The organism is Herbaspirillum sp. Her4 (genome assembly GCF_057961335.1).
Window position 1 is genome coordinate 110,198 of the sequence record NZ_CM176330.1, and the last position, 22,435, is coordinate 132,632.

Genomic DNA, 22,435 nt, shown 5'->3' on the forward strand with positions numbered 1-22,435 from the left:
TCGCCGCTACTCAGGTCGAACGGGTTGTGAAACATCGATCCGACAGGCGAGGGGAAAGAAGGCATTTCCTTGTCACACCCTCCCTCCGTTCGGGCTGAGTAGGCCCGCAGGGCCGTATCGAAGCATCACCGGAGTTGGCGCAAAAACAAAAATGACAGCTCCATCTTCGAAACTCAGCCAAGCCTCACAGCAGCGCCCCCAGCTCCACCTGGATCTTCAGCATGGCCGGCAGGCAGCGTTCCACCATGTCTTCCAGTTTCATGCGGGCCGCATGCACGCTGATGTTCATCGCCGCCACCACCTCGCCACGGAAGTTCCGCACCGGCACAGCCATGGTCCGCAAGCCCAGTTCCAGTTCCTGGTCCACCAGCGCATAACCCTGTGCGCGGGCGCGCGCGATTTCCAGTCCCAATCGTTCGACGTCGGTGATGGTGTGGGCGGTGATGGCCTCCGGCTGGGCGCGCGCGAGGATGGCATCGAGCTGCGCCGGTGGCAGATTGGCCAGCAGGATGCGGCCATTGGCGGTGCAGTAGGCCGGCACCCGCGTGCCGGGCTGCAAGGTGGTCGACACCAGTTGCCCCGCGCTCACCGCCGCCACGCACACCAGCTGGTCGTGATCGAGTACCCCGCAGGACGCCGCCTCGCCCAGCGAATACGCCAGCCGGTACAGCAGCGGCTGCACGATGCGCGGCAGCCGCGCCGAATGCAGGTAGGACTGGCCCAGCCGCAGCACCATGGGCGTGAGCGAGAAGGTCTTGTTGTCGTGCCGCATGTATCCCAGGTGCGTGAGCGTGATGAGATAGCGGCGCGCGGCGGCGCGGGTCAGGCCCGTCAGTTGCGCCACCTCGGCGATGGTCAGGCGCGAGCGCTCCTGGTCAAACGCTTCGATCACCTGCAGGCCCTTTTCCAGACCGGCGACCAGGTCACGCTTGAGAGGGCCCTCTGCGCCCTCTTCCGCTTCTTCGATGTGTTCTTGCTGCATGCTTCCCTGCCCTGTGGATAAAACAAGCTGATGCGCACCGTTTCCCGTTCGCTGCAGAAAATCGGCCATTTGTGCGATTCTCGCACAAAGCGGGCGCAGGGCGGATATGCTGCGCTGCGTTGGCCTTGAGAGCGGGGGTCGGCTTGCCTACTATCTGTCCACACCCAAGCACGGCGCGCCATTCGCCCATTCCGGCAGGCAAGGAATCCGAAGACGACGCCGCATTCACCCCGTCGACTGAGGAGACCTCATGCAATTCGATGCCATCGAACCCGGTGTCTATCCGGAACTGATCTATCCCCCGTACAAGTCCACCGCCAAGCGCGGCCCCACGCAAGCGCCGCTGCGCGTGCGCGACGAGACCGCCACCGGCACCAACCTGTTCGCCTCGCCCAAGCTGATCCTGCCGCATGACATGGACCTTACCGCGCAAGGCAAGGGCGAGCCGCTGGGCGAGAAGATCGTGGTCACCGGCCGCGTGCTCGATGAAGATGGCAAGCCGGTGCGCAATTCCCTGCTGGAAGTCTGGCAGTGCAATGCCGCCGGCCGCTACTTCCACAAGAAGGACCAGCACGATGCGCCGCTGGATCCCAACTTCACCGGCTTCGGCAAGATGCTTACCGATGACAATGGCCGCTATCGCTTCGTCTCCATCAAGCCGGGTCCGTATCCCTGGGGCAATCACCACAAGGCCTGGCGTCCGGCGCACATCCACTTCTCGTTGTTCGGCAACGTCTATGCGCAGCGCCTGGTGACGCAGATGTATTTCCCCAATGATCCGCTGTTCGCCTATGACCCGATCTTCCAGAGCATCCCTGACGAAGCCGCCCGCCAGCGCCTGATTTCGCGCTTCTCGCTGGAGGAGACGGTGGACGACAAGATGCTGGGCTATGAATTCGACATCGTCCTGCGCGGCCGCAACGCCACGCCCATGGGCATCTGAACACAAGGCAGGAGACCACATGAGCAACATCACCACTTCGCAAACCATCGGCCCCTTCCCGCACGAAGCCTGGGCTTGGGCCGTGGAACTGACTTCGCGCGTGGAGAGCAGCGCGCCGCAGGTCAAGATCAAGGGCGCCATCATCGATGGCGACGGCGTCCCCATCAATGACGCCTGGGCCGAAGCCTGGCTGCCGGGCAGCGCTGCGGCAGAAACTTCACATGCCATTCCCGGATATCGCCGGGTGCCCACCAATGAAGAGGGCGGGTTCACATTTTCGATTTCGCAGCCGCAGGCGCCGGCCGGCAAGCCGGTGGCTTACGTGACCGTGTTTGCGCGCGGGCTGGTCAAGCACCAGTTCACGGCCGTCTTCCTGGAAGATGATCCGGCGCTGGCGCAGTCGGCGCTGCTGGAGCAGGTCCCGGCTGACCGCCGCCACACCCTGATCGCCCGCAAGCAAGCCGATGGCAGCTACCTGTGGAATATTCACATGCAGGGCGCGAGCGAGACGGTATTCTTCGACTACACCTGAACGCCCGTTACGGCGTGACGCGCGAGGGGATCCGCAGGCTTTGGCCTGCCGGATCCCGTTTGCGTTGGATCGCGCCGGACGGGCAAGCAATGGAGACTTCATGAGCGTTTCGATCTTCGACAGCTTCCTCACCACTTCCGACATGATTGCGGTGTTCGACGACCAGGCGGTGGTGCAAGCCATGCTGCGCTTCGAACAAGTCCTGGCCGAGGCCGAAGCCGCCGAGGGCATCATCCCCGAGGCCGCCGCGCGCGCCATCGCCAGCGTATGCCGCGCCCCGCTCTATGACATCAATGCCTTGATCGTCGCAGGCCGCCGCGCCGGTGCGCTGGCCATTCCGCTGGTCAAGGAATTGCAGCGCACGGTCGCCCTCTACAGCGAGGAAGCCGCCACCCATGTGCACTGGGGCAGCACCAGCCAAGACGTGCTGGATACGGCCATGGTGCTGGTCACGCGTGAGGCCCTGCGGCTGGTCGATGGCGAACTGGACCAGCTGGCGCATCGCTTGCTGGACTTGTCGCAATCCCATCTCGATACGCCGGTGCTGGCACGCACGCTGATGCAACCGGCGCAAGTCACCAGCCTGGGCCTGAAGTTCTGCAACTGGGCCGCCCCCCTGCTGCGCTCGCGTGCGCAGCTGCAGGCGCTGGCTGAACGCGCCCTGCAGCTGCAACTGGGCGGCGCAGTAGGCACGCTGGCCGTACTCGGCGAGAAGGGTCCCGCCGTGGCCGCACGCATGGCTGCGGCGCTCGACTTGAAGACACCCGATGCGGCGTGGCATACCCAGCGCGACGAATGGATACGCCTGGGTACCGAGATGGCCGTGCTGGCCGGCAGCCTGGGCAAGATCGCGACCGACCTGTCGCTGATGGCGCAGGGCGAAATTGCGGAACTGGCCGAGCCTTCCGGCAATGGCCGTGGCGGGTCATCGGCGATGCCGCACAAGCGCAACCCGGTATCGTCCATGATCGCCCTGGCTGCTGCCGCCCGTGCGCCGCAACAGGCCGCTGCGCTGCTGGGGGCGATGTCGCAGCAGCACGAACGCGGGCTGGGCAACTGGCAGGCCGAACTGGCCGAATGGCCGGGCTTGTTCCTGGGCGTGCATGGGGCCTTGCGTGCGCTCAATGATGCGTTTGCCGCACTGGTGATCGATGAGGCGCGCATGTTGCGCAACATCGATGCGCTGCAGGGATTGGTGTTTGCCGAATCCGCATCAATTGCACTGGCGGGCGTGATCGGCCGTCCGCGTGCGCACAGTCTGCTGGAGCAGCTCACGCGCAAGGCCGTGGCCGATGGCGCGCAACTGGTCGATGTGCTGGTCGATGCCGTGCAGGCCGATGCGCAGCTGGGCAAGGAGATCGACCTGGCCATGTTGCGTGGGCTGTTCGATCCGGTGCAGGCGACGCGGCCTGCGCGCCGCATTGCTGAAGGGCAGCTTGAACATTTGCGCACGATGCTGGTGCGCTGAACCACTGATTTCTCCACCTCCCTCCACATCACGAGACAAAAGAGAACACCTCATGAGCTACGATCCGCTGGACCATGATTTCGAGCGCGGCATGCGCAATCGCCGCAGTGTGCTGGGCGACCAATGGGTTGACCGTTCGGTGGCCAACGCCACCAACTTCAATGCCGATTTCCAGAACCTGATCACGCGTTTTGCGTGGAATGAAATCTGGGGCCGTCCCGGGCTGGACCACAAGACCCGGCGCATCATCGTGCTGGCCATCACCATTGCGCTGGGGCGCTGGGAAGAATTTGAACTGCACGTGCGCGCCGGCCTGACGGCTGATCCGGCTACTCGGTTGACGCCGGATGAGATGAAGGAAGTGATGATCCAGGCTTCCGTCTATGCGGGTGTGCCGGCGGGCAATACGGCGTTCACGCATGCGCAGAAGATCCTGCGTGAAGTGGGCGAGCAGATCGGTTACGCGGTGGTGCCGCAGGCGCCCGCTACCAGCGTGCATCCGGGGGTGGGGCGTGAGGGACGCACTTCTTCTTCACCGGCGTTGCATTACACCTTGCGGGAGCCGCGCAATGGCAAGGCGCCGCGGCATACGGTGGTGTTGTCGCATGCGCTGGGGACCGACCTGATGATGTGGGACGGACTGGCCAATCTGCTGGCGGCCGATTGCCGGGTGATCGCTTACGATCATCGCGGGCATGGCAGTTCGGAGAAGGTGGACGGGCTCTACAGCATGGCGGACCTGGCTGATGATGCGGCGCGCTTGTTGCGGGAGCTGGATACCGGGCCGGTGGTGTGGGTGGGCTTGTCCATGGGGGGCATGGTGGGGCAGGAGCTGGCCTTGCGCCATCCGGGGCTGGTGCGGGCACTGGTGCTGGCCAACACTACCTCCGCCTATCCGGAGGCGGCGCGCGAGGTTTGGCAGCAGCGCATTGCTACCGTGCGGGATCAAGGGATCGAGGTGATTGCGGATGCGGTCATGGGGCGGTATTTCCACGAGGGGTTCCGGTCGGCTCAGGCGGCTACCGTGGCGCGCTATCGTCATCGGCTGGTCACTACCGATGCGGTGGGATATGTGGGGTGCTGTCATGCTGTCGGGACTGTTGATACTTCTTCCCGGTTGGGGGCCATTCTTGTCCCTACGCTGGTGATCGCAGGAGAGCTGGATCAGGGGACGCCGGTTGCCATGGCTCAGGCATTGGTGGACGGTATCGCTGGCTCTCGGCTTGAGGTCATTGCCGATGCCTCTCATGTCAGTGCTGTTGAGCAGCCTGTTGCGTTTGCTGAATTGGTTCTTGGGTTTATCGGCGGGCTTTGATGGTGTTAGGTTTTTGGGCGTAGTCTGCACGGAATTTCTTCCTGCGCTCTAGCTTAATTCTTATCTCTCTCCGGTCGGAAGAACGCGCCGGGAGCGGCCCGGCAGCCGCTCACTTTTCTTGTCTCGCCAAGAAAAGTAAGCAAAAGAAGGCGACCGCAACTCCGCCGCCCTCCTTCGGAGGGTCCCCGCTTCAGTACCCAATAAAACGGGAAAAATAAAGTCGCTTCGCTCCGGTTATTTTTCTGATCCGATTTATTGGGTACTGAAGCGGCGGCGCAGATGCGGACAGCCTGTCCGGCTCGCCTTCGGCGTCGCGACGGACACTACTCGCCTTCGGCTTCGGGTTGGTAGGTTCTTGCTGCATTCATTCATGCACTGGCCTCAATCGCCCTTTCCAAATTCTTTCTCGCAGTTGCCTCGTATCTTTCGAAAAATGTCTTTGTCCTGTATATCCTCGGACGATTCAAGAAACCTTGCAGAATCTTCTTCCGCTCTTGCATGAACAACGATAGCGGAACATAGTCATATTCCGCACGAATCTGCTTTTCGTATTCTTCGAAACGATCCGGTGGCGCGGCCAATATCGACAAGTCCACATCCACCAATAACGACGCGTCACCCTCCACGCTGGGCTGATGGTGCCGGGTTGCCATCACCAGTGCGTGCACGCGCTGCGTAATCTCTTCCGATGCGCCCGCGTCCATCAGACAACGCCGAGCCCAATCAGCGCTCTTCTCTTCGTTGTCATGACGTTTGACGTCATAGATGACGTCATGAAACCAGAGTGCCAGTTCAACTTCGCCAGGGTGGGAGGACTCGGTGTGCAACTCTTCCCACTTTGCAAAGCATTCATCGAGGTGCTGAAGGGTGTGATAGTGGCGATGGGGTTCGCGGTAGTGTGAGAGGACCGAGTCAAACAAGTGCGTATCGGGGCAAACCAGACCCAATTTTTTCCAGGTGAGATCCCAGCGTTGGGTGGTCAGGGTCATGATTGGGTCTTTCGAAAAAGAGGGGAGGAAAGATTATCTGTCGATATCCATCTCAAAGCGAGAGAAGCGTACCAACCCGACCAAAGCCGAAGGCGAGTAGGAGACCCCGCGAGGCCGAAGGCGAGCCCGTTGGGGTTGCCGTCCCCATAGAGCCAGCCGCCGCAGCGGAGCGAAAAGTGGATCAGAAGGATAGTGGGAGCGAAGCGACTCTATCCTTCCCACTTTTCGCTTCGCTGCGGCGGGGGACCCTCCGCAGGAGGGCTGGCTCTTTGGGGTCGCCTTCTTTTGCTTACTTTTCTTGGCGAGACAAGAAAAGTGAGCGGCTGCCGGGCCGCCCCCGGCGCGTTCTCCCGACCGGAGAGAGAACAGAATTAAGCTAGAGCGCAGGAAAGATTTCCGTGCAGACTACCCCAAAACCAAAACCAATCAAACCCCAGGATCCCGCACCTTCTCAACCTGATCAAACTCGACGTTATAGAACTCAGCCCCGCGCAACTCAGCCTTGCGCATATAAACGTTCTGCACGATATCGCGAGTAGAAGCATCGATGGAAACCGGCCCCCGCACGCTCTCCCAGCTCATCCCTTTCATGGCAGCCAGCAGCTTCTCACCGTCCGCATCGCCCCCGGTCTTCTTGAGCGATTCATAGAGCAGATGCATCCCGTCATAGGCTCCAACGGAATGGAAGTTGGCGCGCATTCCCTTGTTGGCCTTGGCCATGGCATCGACATATTCCTTGTTGGCTGCAGAAGGATGCGCCGCCGAATAATGATGACTGCTCACCACATCCTTGGCGGCTGCACCGATCCCGGCCATCAGGTCATCATCAAGCACATCGCCGGTACAGATCAATCGAATCCCAGCCGCCGCCAATCCCCGCTCGGTAAACTGCTTCAACACGGCAGCGCCTTCCCCGGAAGGTACAAAAACGAACAAAGCCTGCGGCTTGGCGTCCTTCACCCGCTGCAGGAAGGGTGCGTAGTCAGGATTGCGCAGGGGCACGCGCACGCTCTCCACGACCTTGCCACCGGCCTCGGAAAAAGTCTTCACGAATACTTTCTCAGCATCCAGCCCCGGCCCGTAATCGGAAACAAAGGTCACCACACTCTTGATCCCATTCTTCGCAGCCCAGGAGGCCAGCGGCGAAGTCACCTGCGCCAGCGTAAAGCCGGTGCGCACGATATAAGGCGAGCGCTGCGGAATGATCGACGTTGCGGCTGCCGTCACGATCATCGGCACCTTGGCCTGTGTGGCGATGGGTGCTGCCGCCAGCGCCAGGGGCGTCAACCCGAAGCCCATCAGAACCTGCGCCTTGTCCCGCGCCACCAGCTCCTGCGCCAGCCGCTTGGTCACATCCGGAGAAACGCCGCCATCATCCTTCAACAGGATCTCCACCTTGCGCCCGGCCACGCTGTCACCGAACTTCTGCTGATACAGCTTCACCGCTGCCTCGATCTGCCGCCCGGTCGAAGCAAACGGCCCCGACATCGGCACGATCAGCCCGACTTTCAGTGCATCGGCTGCCCGTGCCACCAGGGGCGCGCCCATCGCAGCCAGCGCGGTTCCGGCCAGCACCAGGTGGCGGCGCCGGGTATCGATCATCTCGCTCATCATGTCTCCTCAGGTTTTAATTTGTATAAATGATTTACGACGCAGGACAATACTGCTTCAGAACATTACAGATCCAGCACCAGCAACGAACTGCGAGCCCGGGAACAGCAAGGCGTGAACTGATCATTGGCCGCCCTTTCCTCATCGGTCAGGTACTGATCACGATGATCCGGCTCACCCTCCAGCACACGCGTGAGACAGGTACCGCAGATGCCCTGCTCGCAGGACACCGGCACATCCACACCGTGTTCGCACAAAACCTGGATCACCGTGCGGTCGGCGGGAATGGTATAGACCTGACCGCTGCTGGCCAGCTTCACATCAAACGCGCCATTGCCGTCGGCTGTTACCGGCGCCGCACCAAAGTATTCGAAATGAACCTGCGACTCCGGCCAGCCGCGTGCACGGGCAGTCTCCACCACATGCGCGATGAAGCCGGCAGGACCGCAGACGTAAAGATGGGTAGCCGGATCAGCCTGTGACAGCAAGGCCTCCAGATCAAGCCTCTGCGCGGCATCACCATCGTCATAGTGATGCACCACGCGGTCCGCAAATCCTGACCCGGCAATGCGCTCGCGAAACGCCTGGCGTGCAGGCGAACGGGCGCAATAATGCATCTCGAAAGACGCTCCGGCGGCCGCCAGCGCCTCGGCCATGCACAGAATGGGCGTCACACCGATGCCACCCGCCAGCAGCAGACTGTGCTGCGCCGACACCAATGCAAACTGGTTGCGTGGCACGCCGATGGTGAGCAGATCACCAACCTTCAGCGCCTCATGCACCGCCACTGATCCACCGCGCGAATTGGCATCGCGCAATACACCGATCTGGTAGCGATGCTGCTCATGCGGCGCATTGCACAGCGAATACTGGCGCAGCAAGCCGCCCGGCAGATGCACGTCGATATGCGCACCGGCGGTAAAACCCGGCAAGGGCGCACCATCCACCGAGACCAGCTCCAATCCCACGATTCCGTCGGCTTCCTCGCGGCGCGCCGCGACCTTGACCTGCAATGTCGTCATCGTCACTCCTCAGGCCGCGGCAGCCTTGCCAGATTCGGCTTCGCGCGCCAGCCACTTGTCCAGCACCTTGCGCGACTGCACCCCACCGGCATCGATGTTGAGCGCCAGCAGGCGGCGCTCGGGATACTTCAGCAGATTGGCCTGCTGCAGCTCCAGCATCTCGCGGTCCTCGCCGAAAATCTTGCCCTGCCCTTCGCGGATGGTATTGGTCAGCTCCTTGTCCTCAGGACGGAAATGACGCGCCATGCCCCAGAAATACCAGTGAGAAGTTTCAGTCTCGGGCGTGATGAAATCCACCACGATGGAGGAAGCCTTGTGCTCCGGCCCGGCCTCGTAACCGCCCTTGCCTGCATGCGCCACGCCCACTTCGATCATCACGTGGCTGGGCGGCGAGAAGCGGCAGATCTGCCAGCGATCCACCGGCACCTCATCGGCCAATCCATTGCCTCGCAAGGCCATGCGCCAGAACGGCGGCGGCATGATGTTCTCCATGAAGCGGCTGGTGATGACCTGTTCACCCTCCACCCGCGTATTGACCGGCGCTTCGTCAATCTCCTTCTGGCCGATGCTGGAGGCGTGCACATAAGTCTCGTGCGTGAGGTCCATGAGGTTGTCGATCATCAGGCGGTAGTCGCAGTTGATGTGATACAAGCCACCGCCATAGGCCCACTCGGGATTCTCAGCCCATTCCAGATGATGGATCTGCGCCGGATCGGCCTGCTCCTTGTCACCGGGCCACACCCAGATGAAACCGTAACGCTCCACTACAGGGAAGCTGCGAATGCAGGGGAAGCCGCGCACGCGCTGGCCCGGCATGCTGCGCGTATGCCCATCGCAGCCCATCTCCAGGCCGTGATAGCCGCATACCAGCTGCCCTTCCCGCACGAAACCCAGCGACAGCGGTGCGCCGCGATGCGGACAGAAATCCTCAACGGCGGCGACCTTGCCTTCGGCACCACGATAGAACACGATCTTCTCGCCGCAGATCTGGCGGCCCAGGGGCTTGCTTTCGATTTCGTCGGGCGTGCAGGCGACGTACCAGGCATTCTTGGGGAACATGACGGTCTCCTTGGGTGAATTCCTCAACCGGCACCGGCCTTCCAAGGCCAGTGCCCTTCTTGGTGGACTGCTCCAGCTTGTTCTTTTCCGCAGGCGGCTTGATCCAGATCCTGTCGGGTCTCGCATTTATCTGTTTTAATATTCAGTACACTGAATGTTAGAAAAGTATCCGCCAATCCGCAGCGCAAGTAAACGCGCTGGCGGACTTTTTTCGTTGCGCGTTGCATCAATTGATTGAGGGAAAACGTCGCGGACCGTACACTGCCGCATCGCTGTCTTCACCCTACAGCTCATCCATTGCCCGATTGCATCCGACCTCATCCGCCATGCCAGAGACTACGCCACCCAAGGACGAAAGCCAGCTCATCGATCTCTACGAGCACCCCGGCCACCTGTTGCGGCGGGCGCAGCAGATTTCGGTGTCGATCTTCCATGATGAAACCGGCGGCATCATTACCCCGGTGCAATACGCCATCCTGCGCATGCTGTCGAACCATCCCGGCATCGACCAGGTGAGCTTGTCGGGACTGGTCGCCATCGACACTTCCACTGGTGCCACGGTCTGCGCACGGCTGGAAGAAAAGGGATTGCTGGTGCGCGAAGTCATTCCGCACAACCGCCGCCAGCGCGCATTGCGCATCACGCAGGCCGGCGAAGCCCTGCTGGAAGAACTGATCCCCGGCCTGCAGCGCCTGCGCAAGCGCATCCTGGCGCCCCTCGATGAAGCCGAACAGCAACAGTTCATGCTGCTGCTGGACAAGCTGGTGCATGAGAACAATCCGCAGAGCCGTGCGCCGCTCGCACGCTTGCGCGACCAGGATTGCCAGGAAGACTGAGGCCCTGGCTTCCTAAGCCACCGCCACCAAGCGATCCAGTGTCTCGCCATCGTCCAGCAGGCTCTGGCTGTCCGAGGCATGCACGATGCGGCCGCGATCGAGCACGATGGCCCGCTGCGTCAGCGACAGCGCCATGCGCGCGTGCTGCTCCACCACGATCACCGACATCCCTTCTTCGCTGACCAGGCGGCGGATTACCTTCAGCAGCTCCTGCACGATGATCGGGGCCAGCCCTTCCATCGGTTCATCCAGCAAGAGGATGCTGGGGCTCACCATCAGCGCGCGCGCAATGGCCAGCATCTGCTGCTCGCCCCCGGAGAGCTGGTTGCCCATGTTGTGGCGGCGCTCATGCAGGCGGGGAAAAATCGAATAAATCTTCTGCAAGTTCCATTTGCCGCCACGCTCCACCACCGTCAGGTGTTCCTCCACCGACAGCGAAGGAAACATGAAACGCTCCTGCGGCACCCAGCCCAGCCCGGCGTGCGCGCGCTTGTGGGTCGGCACGCGCGCAATGTTGCTGCCACGCCAGTGAATGCTGCCGCCATGCAGGCGCGTCAGTCCCATGAGGGTGATCAACAGACTGGTCTTGCCCACGCCATTGCGCCCCAGCAGGGCCAGGCTCTCGCCTTCCTGCATCGAGAACGACACGTCTTCCAGGACGATGGAGTCGCCATAACCGGCGCTCACCTTGTCCAGTGCCAGCAGATCAGGCATGTTCGGCCTCCCCCAGATAGACTTCCTTGACGCGCTGGTCAGCCGCAATCTCCGCCGGCGTGCCCTCCACCAGCACCTTGCCGCCGACCAGCACCGTGATGCGCTCGGCGAAGCGGAACACCAGCCCCATGTCATGTTCGATGAAGACGATGGTCACTTCACGCGGCAGCTGCGCAATCACTTCGAAGAGTTCACGGCTCTCCGCCGAAGGAATGCCGGCGGCTGGCTCGTCCAGCAACAGCACCTTGGGCTGAGTCGCCAGTGCCAATGCAATCTCCACCAGCCGCTGCTTGCCATAGGCCAGGCTGCGCGTGATGCTGTTGGCTTCCTGCGCCAGTTTGAGCGATGTCAGCAAGGCCATGGCTTCATCCACGACCTCGGTCTGGCTGGCCACGGTCTGGTACCACTTGTATTGCAGGCCGCGCCGCTCCTGGATCGCCAGGATCACCGACTCCAGAACCGTGAGCCCGGCAAAAAGCGTATTGATCTGGAAGGTACGGGTCATGCCGCGCTTGACGCGTTCATGCTGGGCCAAGGCGGTGATATCCTCGCCACCGAACCATACCTTGCCCCCGCTGGGCGCAAAGCCGCCCGTGAGCAGATTGATGAAGGTGGTCTTGCCGGCGCCATTGGGGCCGATCAAGGCGTGGCGCGCGCCGGGTGTGAAGGTCAGCGAGATATCGCTGTTGGCCACGAAGCTGCCCCAGCGTTTGCTCAGGCCTTCGGTGCGCAGGGTGGTATCGGCTGGATGCGGGCTCATGCGCGGCCTCCCTTGAAGAACTTGTCACGCAGCACCGCCAGCCCGCCGAGCAGGCCACCGCGCGCAAAGAGAACGATGACGATCAGCAGCAGGCCGATCCAGAATTGCCAGTAGGCCGGATTGAGTCCGGACAGGTAATCCTGCGCCAGCATGTAGACCAGCGCACCGACCAGTCCGCCATAGAGGCGGCCGGTACCGCCCAGCACCAGGATGATGAGCAGCTCTGCCGACCGCGGGAAACCCAGCACATCCAGCCCGACGAACTGCGTGGTCTGCGCCAGCAGGGCACCGGCCACACCGGCCACCGCAGCGGCCACGGTGAAGATGACGACGAGGCGGCGGTTGACATCGGCGCCGATGGCCGGCATGCGGCGGCCACCTTCGCGGATGCCGCGCAAGCCCAGCCCGAAGGGTGAATTCACCATCCGCCGCAGCACCACGAACAGCAGCAACAGCACCGCGAAACTGTAGCCATAGGCCACGCGTCCGTTGAGGTCGAACTCGAAGACACCGAAGATCTTGCCCATCACCATGCCGGACAAGCCATCCACACCACCGGTGATGAAGGCCGCCTTGTTGGCCGCCTCGAACAGCATCAGGCCGATGCCCAGCGTGACCATCAGGCGCGTGAGGTCCGCTCCGCGTACCACCAGGAAGCTCACCAGGAACCCGGCGACGGCCGCCACGATGGCGGCCAGCACGAGCCCCGTGATCGGCTCGCCCCAGCCATGCACGGCCAGCAGCCCGGCCGTGTAGGCCCCCAGACCAAAGAAGGCGGCATGCCCCAGCGAGACGATGCCGGCATAGCCCAGGATCAGATCCAGCGAGACGGCGAACAGGCCCACGATCATGATCTGGCTGATCAGCACCAGGTAATCGGGGAAAAGGAAATAGGCCGCCACCGGCAGCAGCCAGAAGAGGATCTCCAAGGGAGTCCAGCGATCATTGGGCAGGTGCAGGACCAGCTTGGCGGCCGCTCGGGTTGAAGTGCTGGTGCTGCTCATCCGCGCCTCCGCATCAGTCCGGCCGGGAACAGGATCAGCAGCACCACCATCAGGCCATAGATGACGAAGGCGCCGATCTCCGGCACATAATATTTTCCGGCGACGTCGAACACGCCCAGGATCAGCGCGGCCAGCAGCGGCCCCTTGATGGTGCCGGCCCCGCCCACGGCCACCACCAGCAGGAAGTAGACCATGTACTTGACCGGGAAGGTCGGGTCCAATCCCAGCACGTCAATACCCAGGCCGCCACCGAGACCGGCGAGACCCGACCCCAGTGCAAAGGTCAGGCTGAACACGCGGCTGACGTTGATGCCCAGCCCCGCTGCCGCCACCTGGTTGTCGACCGAGGCGCGGATCTGCGCACCGAAGCGGGTGCGCTCGATCAAGAGGCCCAGCGCCACCGTCACGATCACCACCACGCCGATCAGGAAAACGCGATACGCCCCGACATCCAGCCCCAGCAGCGAGATCTGTCCGCGCAGCCAATCCGGCAGCACCACAGGCTGCTGGGTTGGCCCCCATTGCCAGGTCGCGCCGGCCACGGCCATGAAGGTCAGGCCGATGGAAAACAGCACCTGGTCCAGGTGGCTGGCCTTGTAGAGACGGCGATAAAGGGAACGTTCGAGGATCAGACCGACCACGGCGGCCGCGATGAAGGCCAGCGGCAAGGTCGCCAGGAAGGGAACGCCGATGCGATTGAGCAGCGTCACGCAGACGTAGCCGCCCAGCATGGCGAAGGCACCATGCGCGAGGTTGATGAAGTTCATCATCCCCATCGTCACCGACAGGCCCACGCTGATGAGAAACAGGAGGCTGCCGTAGGCAATGCCATCGAAGAGCACGCCAAGGAAGTTGCCTAGCATGGCACTCCTCCCCGGCAAGGACGAGCGGGCGCAGCCGAACGCGGCGCGCAGTCATGATGCGAATGCATGATGCGGTTGGTCTCCTCTTCTGGCCTGCGGCTCTGTTTTTTGTGGCCGCTTGGGAATCGATATAAATTATTTTTCTATTGTGCTGCGCCTGCCTCAATTCATGCTTGATCAATTTTCACGAAGACCCTTGCGATCTTCATGGATGGCGCGACACGGTTGCCCGACCGCGCCATCCCGAACGCATCACACGCGCTCGATCACCATCGCGATACCCTGCCCCACGCCGATGCACATGGTGCACAGCGCATAGCGGCCGCCAGTGCGTTCCAGCTGGTAGGTGGCAGTGGTCACCAGGCGCGCACCGCTCATGCCCAGCGGATGGCCGAGGGCGATGGCACCGCCGTTCGGATTGACGCGTGCGTCATCATCGGCCACGCCCAGTTCGCGCAACACGGCCAGCCCTTGCGAGGCGAAGGCTTCGTTGAGTTCGATCACGTCCATCTGATCAATCGTCATGCCCAGTTGCGCCAGCACTTTCTTGCTGGCCGGGGCCGGGCCCATGCCCATGATGCGCGGTGCGACACCGGCCGTGGCCATGCCCAGGATGCGGGCGCGCGGCTTGAGCTGGTACTTCTCGACGGCATCGGCACTGGCCAGCAGCAAGGCGCAGGCGCCATCGTTGACGCCGGACGCATTGCCGGCCGTGACCGTGCCGTCGGGCCTGACCACGCCCTTCAGCCGGGCCAGCGCTTCCATGCTGGTCGCACGCGGATGTTCATCCTGGCTAACGGTGATCGGGTCGCCCTTCTTCTGCGGGATCACCACCGGCACGATTTCCTGTGCCAGGTTGCCATTGGCTTGCGCGGCGGCTGCCTTGGCCTGGCTGCGTACGGCGAACTGATCCTGGTCTTCGCGGCTGACCTTGAAATCGACGGCGACATTCTCGGCGGTCTCGGGCATGGCATCCACGCCATACTTCTGCTTCATCAGCGCATTGACGAAACGCCAGCCGATGGTGGTGTCCTGGATCGCCGCCTGGCGCGAGAACGCGCTGTCGGCCTTGCCCATCACGAAGGGCGCGCGGGTCATCGATTCGACGCCACCGGCAATCATCAACTGCGTTTCACCGGACTTGATGGCGCGCGCAGCCGTACCCAGCGCATCCATGCCGGAGCCGCACAGGCGGTTGATGGTGCTGCCCGGCACTTCCTGCGGCAGGCCCGCCAGCAGCAGCGACATGCGTGCCACATTGCGGTTGTCTTCGCCGGCCTGGTTGGCGCAGCCATAGATCACGTCATCGACCGCCTTCCAGTCCACCTGCGGGTTGCGCTCCATGAGCGCGCGCAGCGGCACTGCACCCAGGTCGTCGGCGCGCACGTCCTTGAGCGCGCCGCCATAGCGGCCGATGGGGGTGCGGATGGCGTCACAGATAAATACGTCTTTCATGCATTCCTCACAGCGAAAACTGCAAACAAGTTAAGCGGAATCAGGCGGCCGGGCGCAGCGGTGCGCCGGTCAGTTCCTGCAATTGCGCAAAGGACAGGCCCTCGACAATCTCGCGCACCTGCAGGCCTTGCGGGGTCACGTCGATGACGGCCAGGTCGGTGTAGATGCGGTTGACGCAGCCGATGCCGGTGAGCGGATAGGAGCAGGCCTCCACCAGCTTGCTTTCGCCGGTCTTGGTCTGGTGGTCCATCATGACGAAGACTTGCTTGGCGCCGATGGCCAGGTCCATCGCACCGCCCACGGCGGGGATGGCATCCGGTGCGCCGGTGTGCCAGTTGGCCAGGTCACCCTTGGCCGAGACCTGGAAGGCGCCCAGCACGCAGATGTCCAGATGGCCGCCGCGCATCATCGAGAACGAATCCGCGTGATGGAAGTAGGAACCGCCGGTCAGGAGCGTCACCGGCTGCTTGCCGGCATTGATGAGGTCTTCGTCTTCTTCGCCGGGGGCCGGGGCCGGGCCCATGCCCAGCACGCCGTTTTCGCTGTGCAGGAAAATTTCCTTGTCCGCCGGCAGGTAGTTGGCGACCTTGGTCGGCAGGCCGATACCCAGGTTCACGTAGGCGCCCTCGGGGATGTCCTGCGCCACGCGGGCGGCGATCTCTTCACGGGTAAAGCGCTTCATTGCTGTGCCTCCTTGGTTTGCACGATCCGCTGCACGAAGATGCCGGGCGTGATGATGTTTTCCGGATCGAGCTGGCCCAGTTCCACCACCTCGGTGACTTGCGCAATGGTGACCTTGGCCGCCATCGCCATGATGGGACCGAAGTTGCGCGCCGTCTTGCGATACACCAGGTTGCCCCAGCGGTCGCCGCGCAGCGCCTTGATGAGCGCGAAGTCGGCATGGATGGGCGACTCCAGCACGTAGTGCTTGCCATCGATGAGGCGGGTTTCCTTGCCTTCGGCCAGCATGGTGCCGTAGCCGGTCGGGCTGAAGAAACCGCCGATGCCGGCACCGGCGGCGCGGATGCGCTCGGCCAGGTTGCCTTGCGGAGTCAGTTCCAGTTCGATTTCACCGGCGCGATAGAGCGCATCGAAGACGTGGGAATCAGTCTGGCGCGGGAAGGAACAGATGATCTTCTTGACGCGCTTGGTCTTGAGCAGCGCCGCCAGACCCGTATCGCCGTTGCCGGCATTGTTGTTGACGATGGTCAGGTCGCGCGCGCCCTGGGCGATGAGCGCATCGATCAGGGCCGAGGGCATGCCGGCATTGCCGAAACCACCGATCATGATGGTGGCGCCATCATGGATGTCAGCCACCGCCTGCTCAAAAGAGTCAGAAATTTTATTGATCACGTTGCTCTCACTGTAGATGCGGCGCTTCCAGCTGCGCCTGCGGATTGCCTCGCTGACCTTGGTCTTGCCGTTCAGCCAGGCGGTTGGGACTCGTCTCTGCCGGTGTGGACGGGCATTCCGGAGGTATTTGCAGCGTGACGTTTTCTGCACCAGAATGTTCGATCACCGAACTAATGTTTGATTTTCGCACAAAAAGAGTTTAGCGATCCGGCTTGACGGCCGTCAAGAAAAACCCGCAGGATGTGTTCGCTTGCCGCACAAAACGTTAAAATCCTGACGCACTGAGGTATGGCGGGAAATCCGAGCTGCCCCGCTGATGCATCGTCCTGAACCATCCGACCAGAGAGTCCATTCGCGCCCATGTCCACCGCCCCTGCTGCCAAGACCCGCAAGACCGCCGCCAAGAGCACCGCTGCCGTCAAGGACGCCAAGCCGCTCAAATCCGCCCCGGCCGCGAGCCGGCGCAGCAAGGTGCGGGACCCGGAGCAAGCCGCCAGCGCGCCCGAGGCTGAACGCGAGCTGACCATCGCCGAAGAAATCGATGCCCTCACCGACCCCAGCTTCATGACCTCGCTGGCCCGGGGCCTGGCGGTGATCCGCGCCTTCAGCGATTCGCGCCGCAGCCTGACCATCGCCCAGATCAGCCAGAAGACCGGCATCCCGCGCGCGGCCGTGCGGCGCTGCCTGCATACCCTGAAGCAACTCGGCTATGCCGATTCGGACGTCAACAATTTCGCGCTGCGCCCCAAGATCCTGACGCTGGGCTACTCCTATTTGTCGTCCACCCCGCTGACCGTTTCTGCACAGCCCTACCTGAACAACATCAGCCGCACGCTCGGCGAGTCCTGCTCGCTGGCCGTGCTGGACGACAATGAAGTGCTCTACGTCGCACGCTCGGCCACTTCGCGCGTGATGTCGGTGGCACTCAATACCGGCAGCCGCCTGCCCGCCTATTGCACTTCGCTGGGCCGCGCCATGCTGGCGCACCTGCCGGATGATCAGCTCAAAGCCTACTTCGAGAAGGTCAAGCTGCGCGCCCTGACCGACAAGACCGTGGTGTCGCAAAAGCGTCTGCGCGACATCCTGGCCGGTGTGCGTGCGCAGGGCTATGCGGTCATCGATGAAGAACTGGAAGTCGGCCTGCGCTCCATCGCCGTACCGGTACGCGGCGCCTCCGGCAATGTGCTGGCCGCACTGAACGTGGGTGCACAGGCCGCGCGCGTGTCGGTGGCACAGATGGAAGAAGAGATCCTGCCGGTGCTGCTGCGTGGCGCACAGGAATTGTCCGTGCTGCTGCCGTAAAAAACAGGTCCGCACTCCCCACCGGGGAGGCGGACCGAAGACAAAAACAGACCCTGCCTTTGCCATGCTGCGGATGTCGGCGCACCCTAGGGCCTGTTCACATTTAATCTGCGAGATGCAGATTAAATGTGAACAGGCCCTAGCATCCGGGTGCGCCATCCTCCTCAAGACTGCTTTTCCATCACCGATCAGAATCAGAAGGTGTGACGAATGCCCGACATCACACCCAGCTGGTTCTTGCCCGCACCCACCGACCCGCCGGCATCGACGGCCACGGCCGACGTACCGCCGTTCTTGATGTAGCCCAGCGAAGTGTAGAGCGCCGTACGCTTGGACAGGTTGTAGGTCAGGCGTGCCACCGAGAGGGTGACATCGTTCGGGCTGTTCTTCACGTCCAGGCGCGAGACCTGCGCATCCAGCACCAGTGCGGTGGTCAACGGATAGCTCACACCCAGGTAGTAGAGATCGGAATCGGTATTGGTGTTGTTGGCTGCGCGGGTACGGCGATCGACCACGCCGCCGCCGATCTTGACATCACCGATCATGAAGTAACCGTTCAAGGTGATGCGCTGATCGCTGTTGTCGCTGCTGGTGAGGCCACCGGAGGCGCCGGTGTTGCCATACAGGATGTCATAGGAGGAAGTCACGCCCCAGCCCTTGCCATCGTAGCCCAGCAAGCCCGTAACCTGGCGGCAGGCCTTGCTGTTGCCGGCCACTTCGCCGGCACAGTTGGTGGCGGCCGGACCGCCGGTGGCCGAGGTATCGCGTCCGAAGCTGTAGGTCGCGCCCAGCGTGAAGCCGCTGAAGCTGCCGAGGTAGCCGATGGAATTGTCGCTGCGGGCATTGGGCAGATACGGGTCGATGCTGCCGATGGCGAAGATGTTGGGACCCATCACGTCCGTCTTGAGCTGCGAGATGTAGGTCATGTTGATCTGGCGGCCCAGCGTGACCTGGCCCCAATCGCTCTTCAGACCCACATACGACTGGCGCCCGAAGATGCGGTTGCCCTGTCCCATGGCGCCGGTGTCGGGAGCAAAGCCGCTTTCCAGCACGAATATTGCCTGCAGTCCGCCGCCCAGATCTTCCGCACCACGGAAGCCGATGCGCGACGGGAAGCTGCCCGTCAGCGACGGCATCTTGAAGACCGAATTGCCGTTGGCATTGGCGTTGGTGGTGTAGACCACGCCGGTATCGATGATGCCGTAAATGGTCACCGAACTCTGCGCCATGGCCGAGCCCGCCGCACCCGCGGTCATTGCACATGCGGCAGCGGCCAGGGCCACTGCACGCAGGGTGGTTGTTCTTGTCATTGCCATCTCCTCCTGATTTCATTGAATGGTGAATGGCCGGCTCGCTGCCGGCGCACGCCCTCCTCCAGGCGCACGCCAGCGATTCGCTGCTCGCCGGCCGGGTGACTTCCCTTGATGTCAGTCCCTTCGATTACTTCAACTGCCTGTTGCGAATTCCCGTCGCCGACGCGGCACCTTCCCGAAGCGCGGGCAAAAAAGCCCCCTGCCCCATGGTCAGCGCCATCGGCATGCGTGTTGCTGCGACGTTTTCCACGCCACTTTGTAAATGCGAGTTGGTCGATGCCGACTAGCGGACATCGCAGAATGAAGCGTCTCGTCTCTGGCTTGTTTCTTATTTTTTATAACTTTTATTAGCCGTTCGTTTACCGCACATCGGTTTGTTTACCGAACGGATGGTGCGATACTATTGTCGGCACCGACGCTTTGTCAACAAGGCGAGCCAAGGAAGGGAAAACGATACGTCGTCCGTCCGCAACAGTCGGACCGGCGATGCGACAATCAGGACGGCAGCAGAACCGCCCGCGCAGCATCGCTCACTACAATCACAAAGGAGACTGAAAAATGAGGTTGAAAAAACTCGCAGGATTGGCCGTGATCACGGCCTCCGTCAGCTTGCTGACATCGCTGGCGCACGCTCAGGAAACCATCAAGGTCGGCCTGATCGCCGCCTTCTCCGGCCCCTTCGCCGATTACGGCAAGCAGATGGAAGGCGGCATCAAGGCCTACATGGCGCAGCATGGCGACACGGTCGCCGGCAAGAAAATCCAGGTCATCATCAAGGACACCACCGGTCCCTCGCCCGAGATCGCCAAGCGCCTGGCACAGGAACTGGTGGTGCGCGACAAGGTGGATTTCCTGGCCGGCTTCGGCCTTACGCCCGAGGCGCTGGCGGTAGCGCCCATCGCTGAACAAGCCAAGAAGCCGATGATCGTCATGAACGCGGCCAGCTCCGTCATCACCACCAAGTCCAGCTACATCGCGCGCTTTTCGATGACGCTGCCGCAGGTCTCGGGCCCCATGGCGACCTGGGCGCTGAAGAACGGCATCAAGCGCGTAGTCACGCTGGTGGCCGATTACGGCCCGGGCATCGATGCCGAGACCGCCTTCAAGACCAACCTGCTGGGCGGTGGTGGCCAGGTACTGGAATCGATCCGGGTGCCGCTGCGCAATCCTGAGTTCGCCCCCTACATCCAGCGCATCAAGGATGCCAAACCGGAGGCCGTCTTCATCTTCGTGCCGGCGGGCGAACAGGGCATTGCCTTCATGAAGGGCTATCGCGAACGCGGACTGGCCGAGGCCGGCATCAAGGTCATCGCCACCGGCGACCTGACCGACGACCACGTGCTGCCCGCCATGGGCGACTCGACGCTGGGCGTGATCACCACCTTCCACTATTCGGCCGCGCATGATTCGCCGGAAAACAAGGCCTTCCTCAAGAGCTTTGCTGCCGCCAATCCGGGGGCGGGCCGTCCCAACTTCATGGCCATCGCGGCCTACGACGGCATGAACGCCATCTACGAGGTCAGCAAAAAGCTGAACGGCAAGATCGATGGCGACCGTGCCATGGCCATCCTCAAAACCATGAAGTTCACCAGCCCGCGCGGCCCCATCGCCATCGACCCGGCCACCCGCGATATCGTGCAGACGGTCTACGTCCGCAAGGTGGAGAAGGTCGGCAGCGAGGTCTACAACGTCGAATTCGACAAGTTCGAAAACATGAAGGACACCGGCAAATAATCGCCTGTCGATACTCCATGGAAACGCCGGTGATGCAGTGCACACCGGCGTTTTTCTTTGGGCCGCCCGCAGCCATGCAGGTTGGCGCGCCATCAGTCACCGACACGTCATCGTTGCGACGCGATGCAGCAATTCCTGCTGCATGCCTCGACACATTTTTCGTTCGTTAATCGCCCGCTTTTACTTTTTTCGCACAACACGAAAGTCACATGGGGCTTGCGTTTACCTCCACTTTACTTATACTGAATAAACGTTATAACTTATAACTAATTCAAACGCCGACCACGGCATGACCAGAGACAGCATGAACCAGCCCAGCGACCTCCTCGACATCCAAGTACATGGCGCGATCGCCGAGATCGCGCTCAACCGCGCCGCCAAACGCAATGCCCTCAACGATCCGCTGGTGCGCGCCATCCGCGACTGCTTCCAGGATCTGCCGGAGGGCGTGAAGGTAGCCATCATCCACGGCATCGGCGAACACTTCTGCGCCGGCCTTGACCTCTCCGAACTGCGCGAGCGCGACACCACCGAATCCCTGCATCACTCACGCATGTGGCATGCGGCCTTCGAGCAGATCGCCTTCGGCCGCGTGCCGGTGATCGCGGTACTGCATGGCGCAGTCATCGGCGGCGGACTGGAGCTGGCCTCGGCGGCCCACATTCGCGTGGCCGAACCGAGCGCCTTCTACGGCTTGCCGGAAGGACAGCGCGGCCTCTTCGTCGGTGGTGGCGGATCGGTGCGCATCTCGCGCCTGATCGGCGTGGCCCGCATGGCCGACATGATGCTGACCGGCCGCGTGCTGACGGCCGAAGAAGGCCACCAGGCCGGCATCTCGCAATACAGCGTGGCCGCCGGCACCGGTCTGGACAAGGCCCGTGAGCTGGCCGAACGCATCGCCCGCAATGCGCCCATGACCAACTACGGGATCATGCACGTGCTGCCGCGCATCCATGACCAGTCGATCCAGGATGGGCTGATGACCGAATCGCTCATGGCCGCCGTGGCCGGCAGCGATCCCGATACCAAGGGCCGCCTGGCGGCTTTCCTCGATCACAAGCAGAACAAGGTCAAGCCGACCTGAGCACGACCGCAACGAACAAAGCATCGCAGAAGAATCGGCCCTGCATGGCCGGACAAGAGCCACCACAGCGGCCAGCAAGTCAGTAATACAGCGCAA

Annotated in this window: 22 protein-coding genes; 9 read left to right on the forward strand and 13 right to left on the reverse strand. The window is 62.4% G+C overall.

Going from position 1 to position 22,435, the window contains the following annotated elements; genetic code table 11:
- Positions 1-184: 184 nt before the first annotated feature.
- The gene (locus ACWFUC_RS00495; protein ID WP_489623808.1) at positions 185-982 is read right to left on the reverse strand and encodes an IclR family transcriptional regulator domain-containing protein; all 798 of its coding nucleotides are present in this window, start codon (positions 980-982) and stop codon (positions 185-187) included.
- Between the two features lie 250 nt (positions 983-1,232).
- Here ACWFUC_RS00495 and pcaH point away from each other — a divergent pair, with 250 nt between their 5' ends.
- The 4 genes from pcaH (at position 1,233) to pcaCD (ending at position 5,240) form a co-directional block, all read left to right on the forward strand.
- Positions 1,233-1,925: a protocatechuate 3,4-dioxygenase subunit beta gene (gene pcaH, locus ACWFUC_RS00500; RefSeq protein WP_034336159.1), complete on the forward strand. Its 693-nt coding sequence runs from the start codon at positions 1,233-1,235 to the stop codon at positions 1,923-1,925.
- A gap of 19 nt (positions 1,926-1,944) precedes the next feature.
- Positions 1,945-2,457 (forward strand): peptidase associated/transthyretin-like domain-containing protein, encoded by a 513-nt coding sequence (locus ACWFUC_RS00505; protein ID WP_034336162.1) that lies wholly within the window; start codon positions 1,945-1,947, stop codon positions 2,455-2,457.
- A gap of 100 nt (positions 2,458-2,557) precedes the next feature.
- Entirely contained in the window at positions 2,558-3,925 is a 1,368-nt protein-coding gene (gene pcaB, locus ACWFUC_RS00510) for a 3-carboxy-cis,cis-muconate cycloisomerase (protein WP_489623809.1), read from the forward strand.
- A 52-nt stretch (positions 3,926-3,977) separates the two neighbouring features.
- Entirely contained in the window at positions 3,978-5,240 is a 1,263-nt protein-coding gene (gene pcaCD / locus ACWFUC_RS00515; RefSeq protein WP_489623810.1) for a bifunctional 4-carboxymuconolactone decarboxylase/3-oxoadipate enol-lactonase PcaCD, read from the forward strand.
- A gap of 368 nt (positions 5,241-5,608) precedes the next feature.
- On the opposite strand, the gene ACWFUC_RS00520 is transcribed toward pcaCD, so the two are convergent.
- The 4 genes from ACWFUC_RS00520 to ACWFUC_RS00535 form a co-directional block, all read right to left on the reverse strand.
- Positions 5,609-6,229, reverse strand: coding sequence for an HD domain-containing protein (locus tag ACWFUC_RS00520; RefSeq protein ID WP_489623811.1), 621 nt, complete (start codon positions 6,227-6,229; stop codon positions 5,609-5,611).
- 426 nt (positions 6,230-6,655) lie between these two features.
- Positions 6,656-7,843 carry an ABC transporter substrate-binding protein gene (locus tag ACWFUC_RS00525; RefSeq protein ID WP_489623812.1) on the reverse strand — a complete coding sequence of 396 codons (1,188 nt, stop codon included), beginning with the start codon at positions 7,841-7,843 and terminating at the stop codon, positions 6,656-6,658.
- 62 nt (positions 7,844-7,905) lie between these two features.
- Positions 7,906-8,862, reverse strand: coding sequence for a PDR/VanB family oxidoreductase (locus ACWFUC_RS00530; RefSeq protein ID WP_489623813.1), 957 nt, complete (start codon positions 8,860-8,862; stop codon positions 7,906-7,908).
- A gap of 9 nt (positions 8,863-8,871) precedes the next feature.
- Positions 8,872-9,921, reverse strand: a complete 1,050-nt coding sequence (locus ACWFUC_RS00535; protein ID WP_134223421.1) for an aromatic ring-hydroxylating dioxygenase subunit alpha — start codon at positions 9,919-9,921, stop codon at positions 8,872-8,874.
- A 326-nt stretch (positions 9,922-10,247) separates the two neighbouring features.
- Here ACWFUC_RS00535 and ACWFUC_RS00540 point away from each other — a divergent pair, with 326 nt between their 5' ends.
- Positions 10,248-10,757: a MarR family winged helix-turn-helix transcriptional regulator gene (locus ACWFUC_RS00540; RefSeq protein WP_134134500.1), complete on the forward strand. Its 510-nt coding sequence runs from the start codon at positions 10,248-10,250 to the stop codon at positions 10,755-10,757.
- Positions 10,758-10,769: 12 nt separating this feature from the next.
- On the opposite strand, the gene ACWFUC_RS00545 is transcribed toward ACWFUC_RS00540, so the two are convergent.
- The 7 genes from ACWFUC_RS00545 to ACWFUC_RS00575 form a co-directional block, all read right to left on the reverse strand.
- Entirely contained in the window at positions 10,770-11,471 is a 702-nt protein-coding gene (locus ACWFUC_RS00545; RefSeq protein ID WP_252696382.1) for an ABC transporter ATP-binding protein, read from the reverse strand.
- Positions 11,464-12,231, reverse strand: a complete 768-nt coding sequence (locus ACWFUC_RS00550; RefSeq protein ID WP_134134499.1) for an ABC transporter ATP-binding protein — start codon at positions 12,229-12,231, stop codon at positions 11,464-11,466. Before ACWFUC_RS00550 ends, ACWFUC_RS00545 begins: the two co-directional genes overlap by 8 nt.
- Entirely contained in the window at positions 12,228-13,235 is a 1,008-nt protein-coding gene (locus ACWFUC_RS00555; protein ID WP_489623814.1) for a branched-chain amino acid ABC transporter permease, read from the reverse strand. The genes ACWFUC_RS00550 and ACWFUC_RS00555 overlap by 4 nt, the downstream gene beginning before the upstream one ends.
- A complete protein-coding gene (locus ACWFUC_RS00560; protein WP_276838490.1) occupies positions 13,232-14,098 on the reverse strand; it encodes a branched-chain amino acid ABC transporter permease in 867 nt (288 codons plus the stop codon). Before ACWFUC_RS00560 ends, ACWFUC_RS00555 begins: the two co-directional genes overlap by 4 nt.
- Positions 14,099-14,350: 252 nt before the next feature.
- On the reverse strand, positions 14,351-15,553 hold the full coding sequence (gene pcaF / locus ACWFUC_RS00565; RefSeq protein ID WP_121045763.1) for a 3-oxoadipyl-CoA thiolase: 1,203 nt from the start codon (positions 15,551-15,553) through the stop codon (positions 14,351-14,353).
- Between the two features lie 40 nt (positions 15,554-15,593).
- Positions 15,594-16,235, reverse strand: a complete 642-nt coding sequence (locus tag ACWFUC_RS00570; protein ID WP_088756063.1) for a CoA transferase subunit B — start codon at positions 16,233-16,235, stop codon at positions 15,594-15,596.
- Positions 16,232-16,906: a 3-oxoacid CoA-transferase subunit A gene (locus ACWFUC_RS00575; protein WP_489623815.1), complete on the reverse strand. Its 675-nt coding sequence runs from the start codon at positions 16,904-16,906 to the stop codon at positions 16,232-16,234. The genes ACWFUC_RS00570 and ACWFUC_RS00575 overlap by 4 nt, the downstream gene beginning before the upstream one ends.
- A 360-nt stretch (positions 16,907-17,266) precedes the next feature.
- Here ACWFUC_RS00575 and ACWFUC_RS00580 point away from each other — a divergent pair, with 360 nt between their 5' ends.
- The gene (locus ACWFUC_RS00580; RefSeq protein ID WP_489623816.1) at positions 17,267-18,208 is read left to right on the forward strand and encodes an IclR family transcriptional regulator domain-containing protein; all 942 of its coding nucleotides are present in this window, start codon (positions 17,267-17,269) and stop codon (positions 18,206-18,208) included.
- A 194-nt stretch (positions 18,209-18,402) separates the two neighbouring features.
- Here ACWFUC_RS00580 and ACWFUC_RS00585 read toward each other — a convergent pair whose 3' ends face one another.
- Entirely contained in the window at positions 18,403-19,518 is a 1,116-nt protein-coding gene (locus tag ACWFUC_RS00585) for a porin (RefSeq protein ID WP_489623817.1), read from the reverse strand.
- A gap of 32 nt (positions 19,519-19,550) precedes the next feature.
- Here ACWFUC_RS00585 and ACWFUC_RS00590 point away from each other — a divergent pair, with 32 nt between their 5' ends.
- The 3 genes from ACWFUC_RS00590 to ACWFUC_RS00600 all read left to right on the forward strand — a co-directional run bounded on the left by ACWFUC_RS00590 (position 19,551) and on the right by ACWFUC_RS00600 (position 22,339).
- On the forward strand, positions 19,551-19,808 hold the full coding sequence (locus ACWFUC_RS00590) for a hypothetical protein (protein ID WP_489623818.1): 258 nt from the start codon (positions 19,551-19,553) through the stop codon (positions 19,806-19,808).
- 271 nt (positions 19,809-20,079) lie between these two features.
- The gene (locus ACWFUC_RS00595) at positions 20,080-21,255 is read left to right on the forward strand and encodes an ABC transporter substrate-binding protein (RefSeq protein ID WP_489623819.1); all 1,176 of its coding nucleotides are present in this window, start codon (positions 20,080-20,082) and stop codon (positions 21,253-21,255) included.
- Positions 21,256-21,559: 304 nt separating this feature from the next.
- A complete protein-coding gene (locus ACWFUC_RS00600; protein ID WP_121045758.1) occupies positions 21,560-22,339 on the forward strand; it encodes a crotonase/enoyl-CoA hydratase family protein in 780 nt (259 codons plus the stop codon).
- Positions 22,340-22,435 lie beyond the last annotated feature (96 nt).

What these genes read in the sequence shown, in the direction of transcription:
- ACWFUC_RS00540 (WP_134134500.1), top strand. Translation starts at nt 10,248, where the DNA reads ATGCCAGAGACTACGCCACCCAAGGACGAAAGCCAGCTCATCGATCTC.
- pcaF (WP_121045763.1), bottom strand. Translation starts at nt 15,553, where the DNA reads ATGAAAGACGTATTTATCTGTGACGCCATCCGCACCCCCATCGGCCGC.
- pcaH (WP_034336159.1), top strand. Translation starts at nt 1,233, where the DNA reads ATGCAATTCGATGCCATCGAACCCGGTGTCTATCCGGAACTGATCTAT.
- ACWFUC_RS00585 (WP_489623817.1), bottom strand. Translation starts at nt 19,518, where the DNA reads ATGACAAGAACAACCACCCTGCGTGCAGTGGCCCTGGCCGCTGCCGCA.
- ACWFUC_RS00495 (WP_489623808.1), bottom strand. Translation starts at nt 982, where the DNA reads ATGCAGCAAGAACACATCGAAGAAGCGGAAGAGGGCGCAGAGGGCCCT.
- ACWFUC_RS00525 (WP_489623812.1), bottom strand. Translation starts at nt 7,843, where the DNA reads ATGATGAGCGAGATGATCGATACCCGGCGCCGCCACCTGGTGCTGGCC.
- ACWFUC_RS00550 (WP_134134499.1), bottom strand. Translation starts at nt 12,231, where the DNA reads ATGAGCCCGCATCCAGCCGATACCACCCTGCGCACCGAAGGCCTGAGC.
- ACWFUC_RS00505 (WP_034336162.1), top strand. Translation starts at nt 1,945, where the DNA reads ATGAGCAACATCACCACTTCGCAAACCATCGGCCCCTTCCCGCACGAA.
- ACWFUC_RS00555 (WP_489623814.1), bottom strand. Translation starts at nt 13,235, where the DNA reads ATGAGCAGCACCAGCACTTCAACCCGAGCGGCCGCCAAGCTGGTCCTG.
- ACWFUC_RS00570 (WP_088756063.1), bottom strand. Translation starts at nt 16,235, where the DNA reads ATGAAGCGCTTTACCCGTGAAGAGATCGCCGCCCGCGTGGCGCAGGAC.
- ACWFUC_RS00600 (WP_121045758.1), top strand. Translation starts at nt 21,560, where the DNA reads ATGAACCAGCCCAGCGACCTCCTCGACATCCAAGTACATGGCGCGATC.
- ACWFUC_RS00535 (WP_134223421.1), bottom strand. Translation starts at nt 9,921, where the DNA reads ATGTTCCCCAAGAATGCCTGGTACGTCGCCTGCACGCCCGACGAAATC.
- ACWFUC_RS00530 (WP_489623813.1), bottom strand. Translation starts at nt 8,862, where the DNA reads ATGACGACATTGCAGGTCAAGGTCGCGGCGCGCCGCGAGGAAGCCGAC.
- ACWFUC_RS00545 (WP_252696382.1), bottom strand. Translation starts at nt 11,471, where the DNA reads ATGCCTGATCTGCTGGCACTGGACAAGGTGAGCGCCGGTTATGGCGAC.
- ACWFUC_RS00580 (WP_489623816.1), top strand. Translation starts at nt 17,267, where the DNA reads ATGTCCACCGCCCCTGCTGCCAAGACCCGCAAGACCGCCGCCAAGAGC.
- pcaB (WP_489623809.1), top strand. Translation starts at nt 2,558, where the DNA reads ATGAGCGTTTCGATCTTCGACAGCTTCCTCACCACTTCCGACATGATT.
- ACWFUC_RS00560 (WP_276838490.1), bottom strand. Translation starts at nt 14,098, where the DNA reads ATGCTAGGCAACTTCCTTGGCGTGCTCTTCGATGGCATTGCCTACGGC.
- ACWFUC_RS00590 (WP_489623818.1), top strand. Translation starts at nt 19,551, where the DNA reads ATGGCCGGCTCGCTGCCGGCGCACGCCCTCCTCCAGGCGCACGCCAGC.
- ACWFUC_RS00520 (WP_489623811.1), bottom strand. Translation starts at nt 6,229, where the DNA reads ATGACCCTGACCACCCAACGCTGGGATCTCACCTGGAAAAAATTGGGT.
- ACWFUC_RS00595 (WP_489623819.1), top strand. Translation starts at nt 20,080, where the DNA reads ATGAGGTTGAAAAAACTCGCAGGATTGGCCGTGATCACGGCCTCCGTC.
- pcaCD (WP_489623810.1), top strand. Translation starts at nt 3,978, where the DNA reads ATGAGCTACGATCCGCTGGACCATGATTTCGAGCGCGGCATGCGCAAT.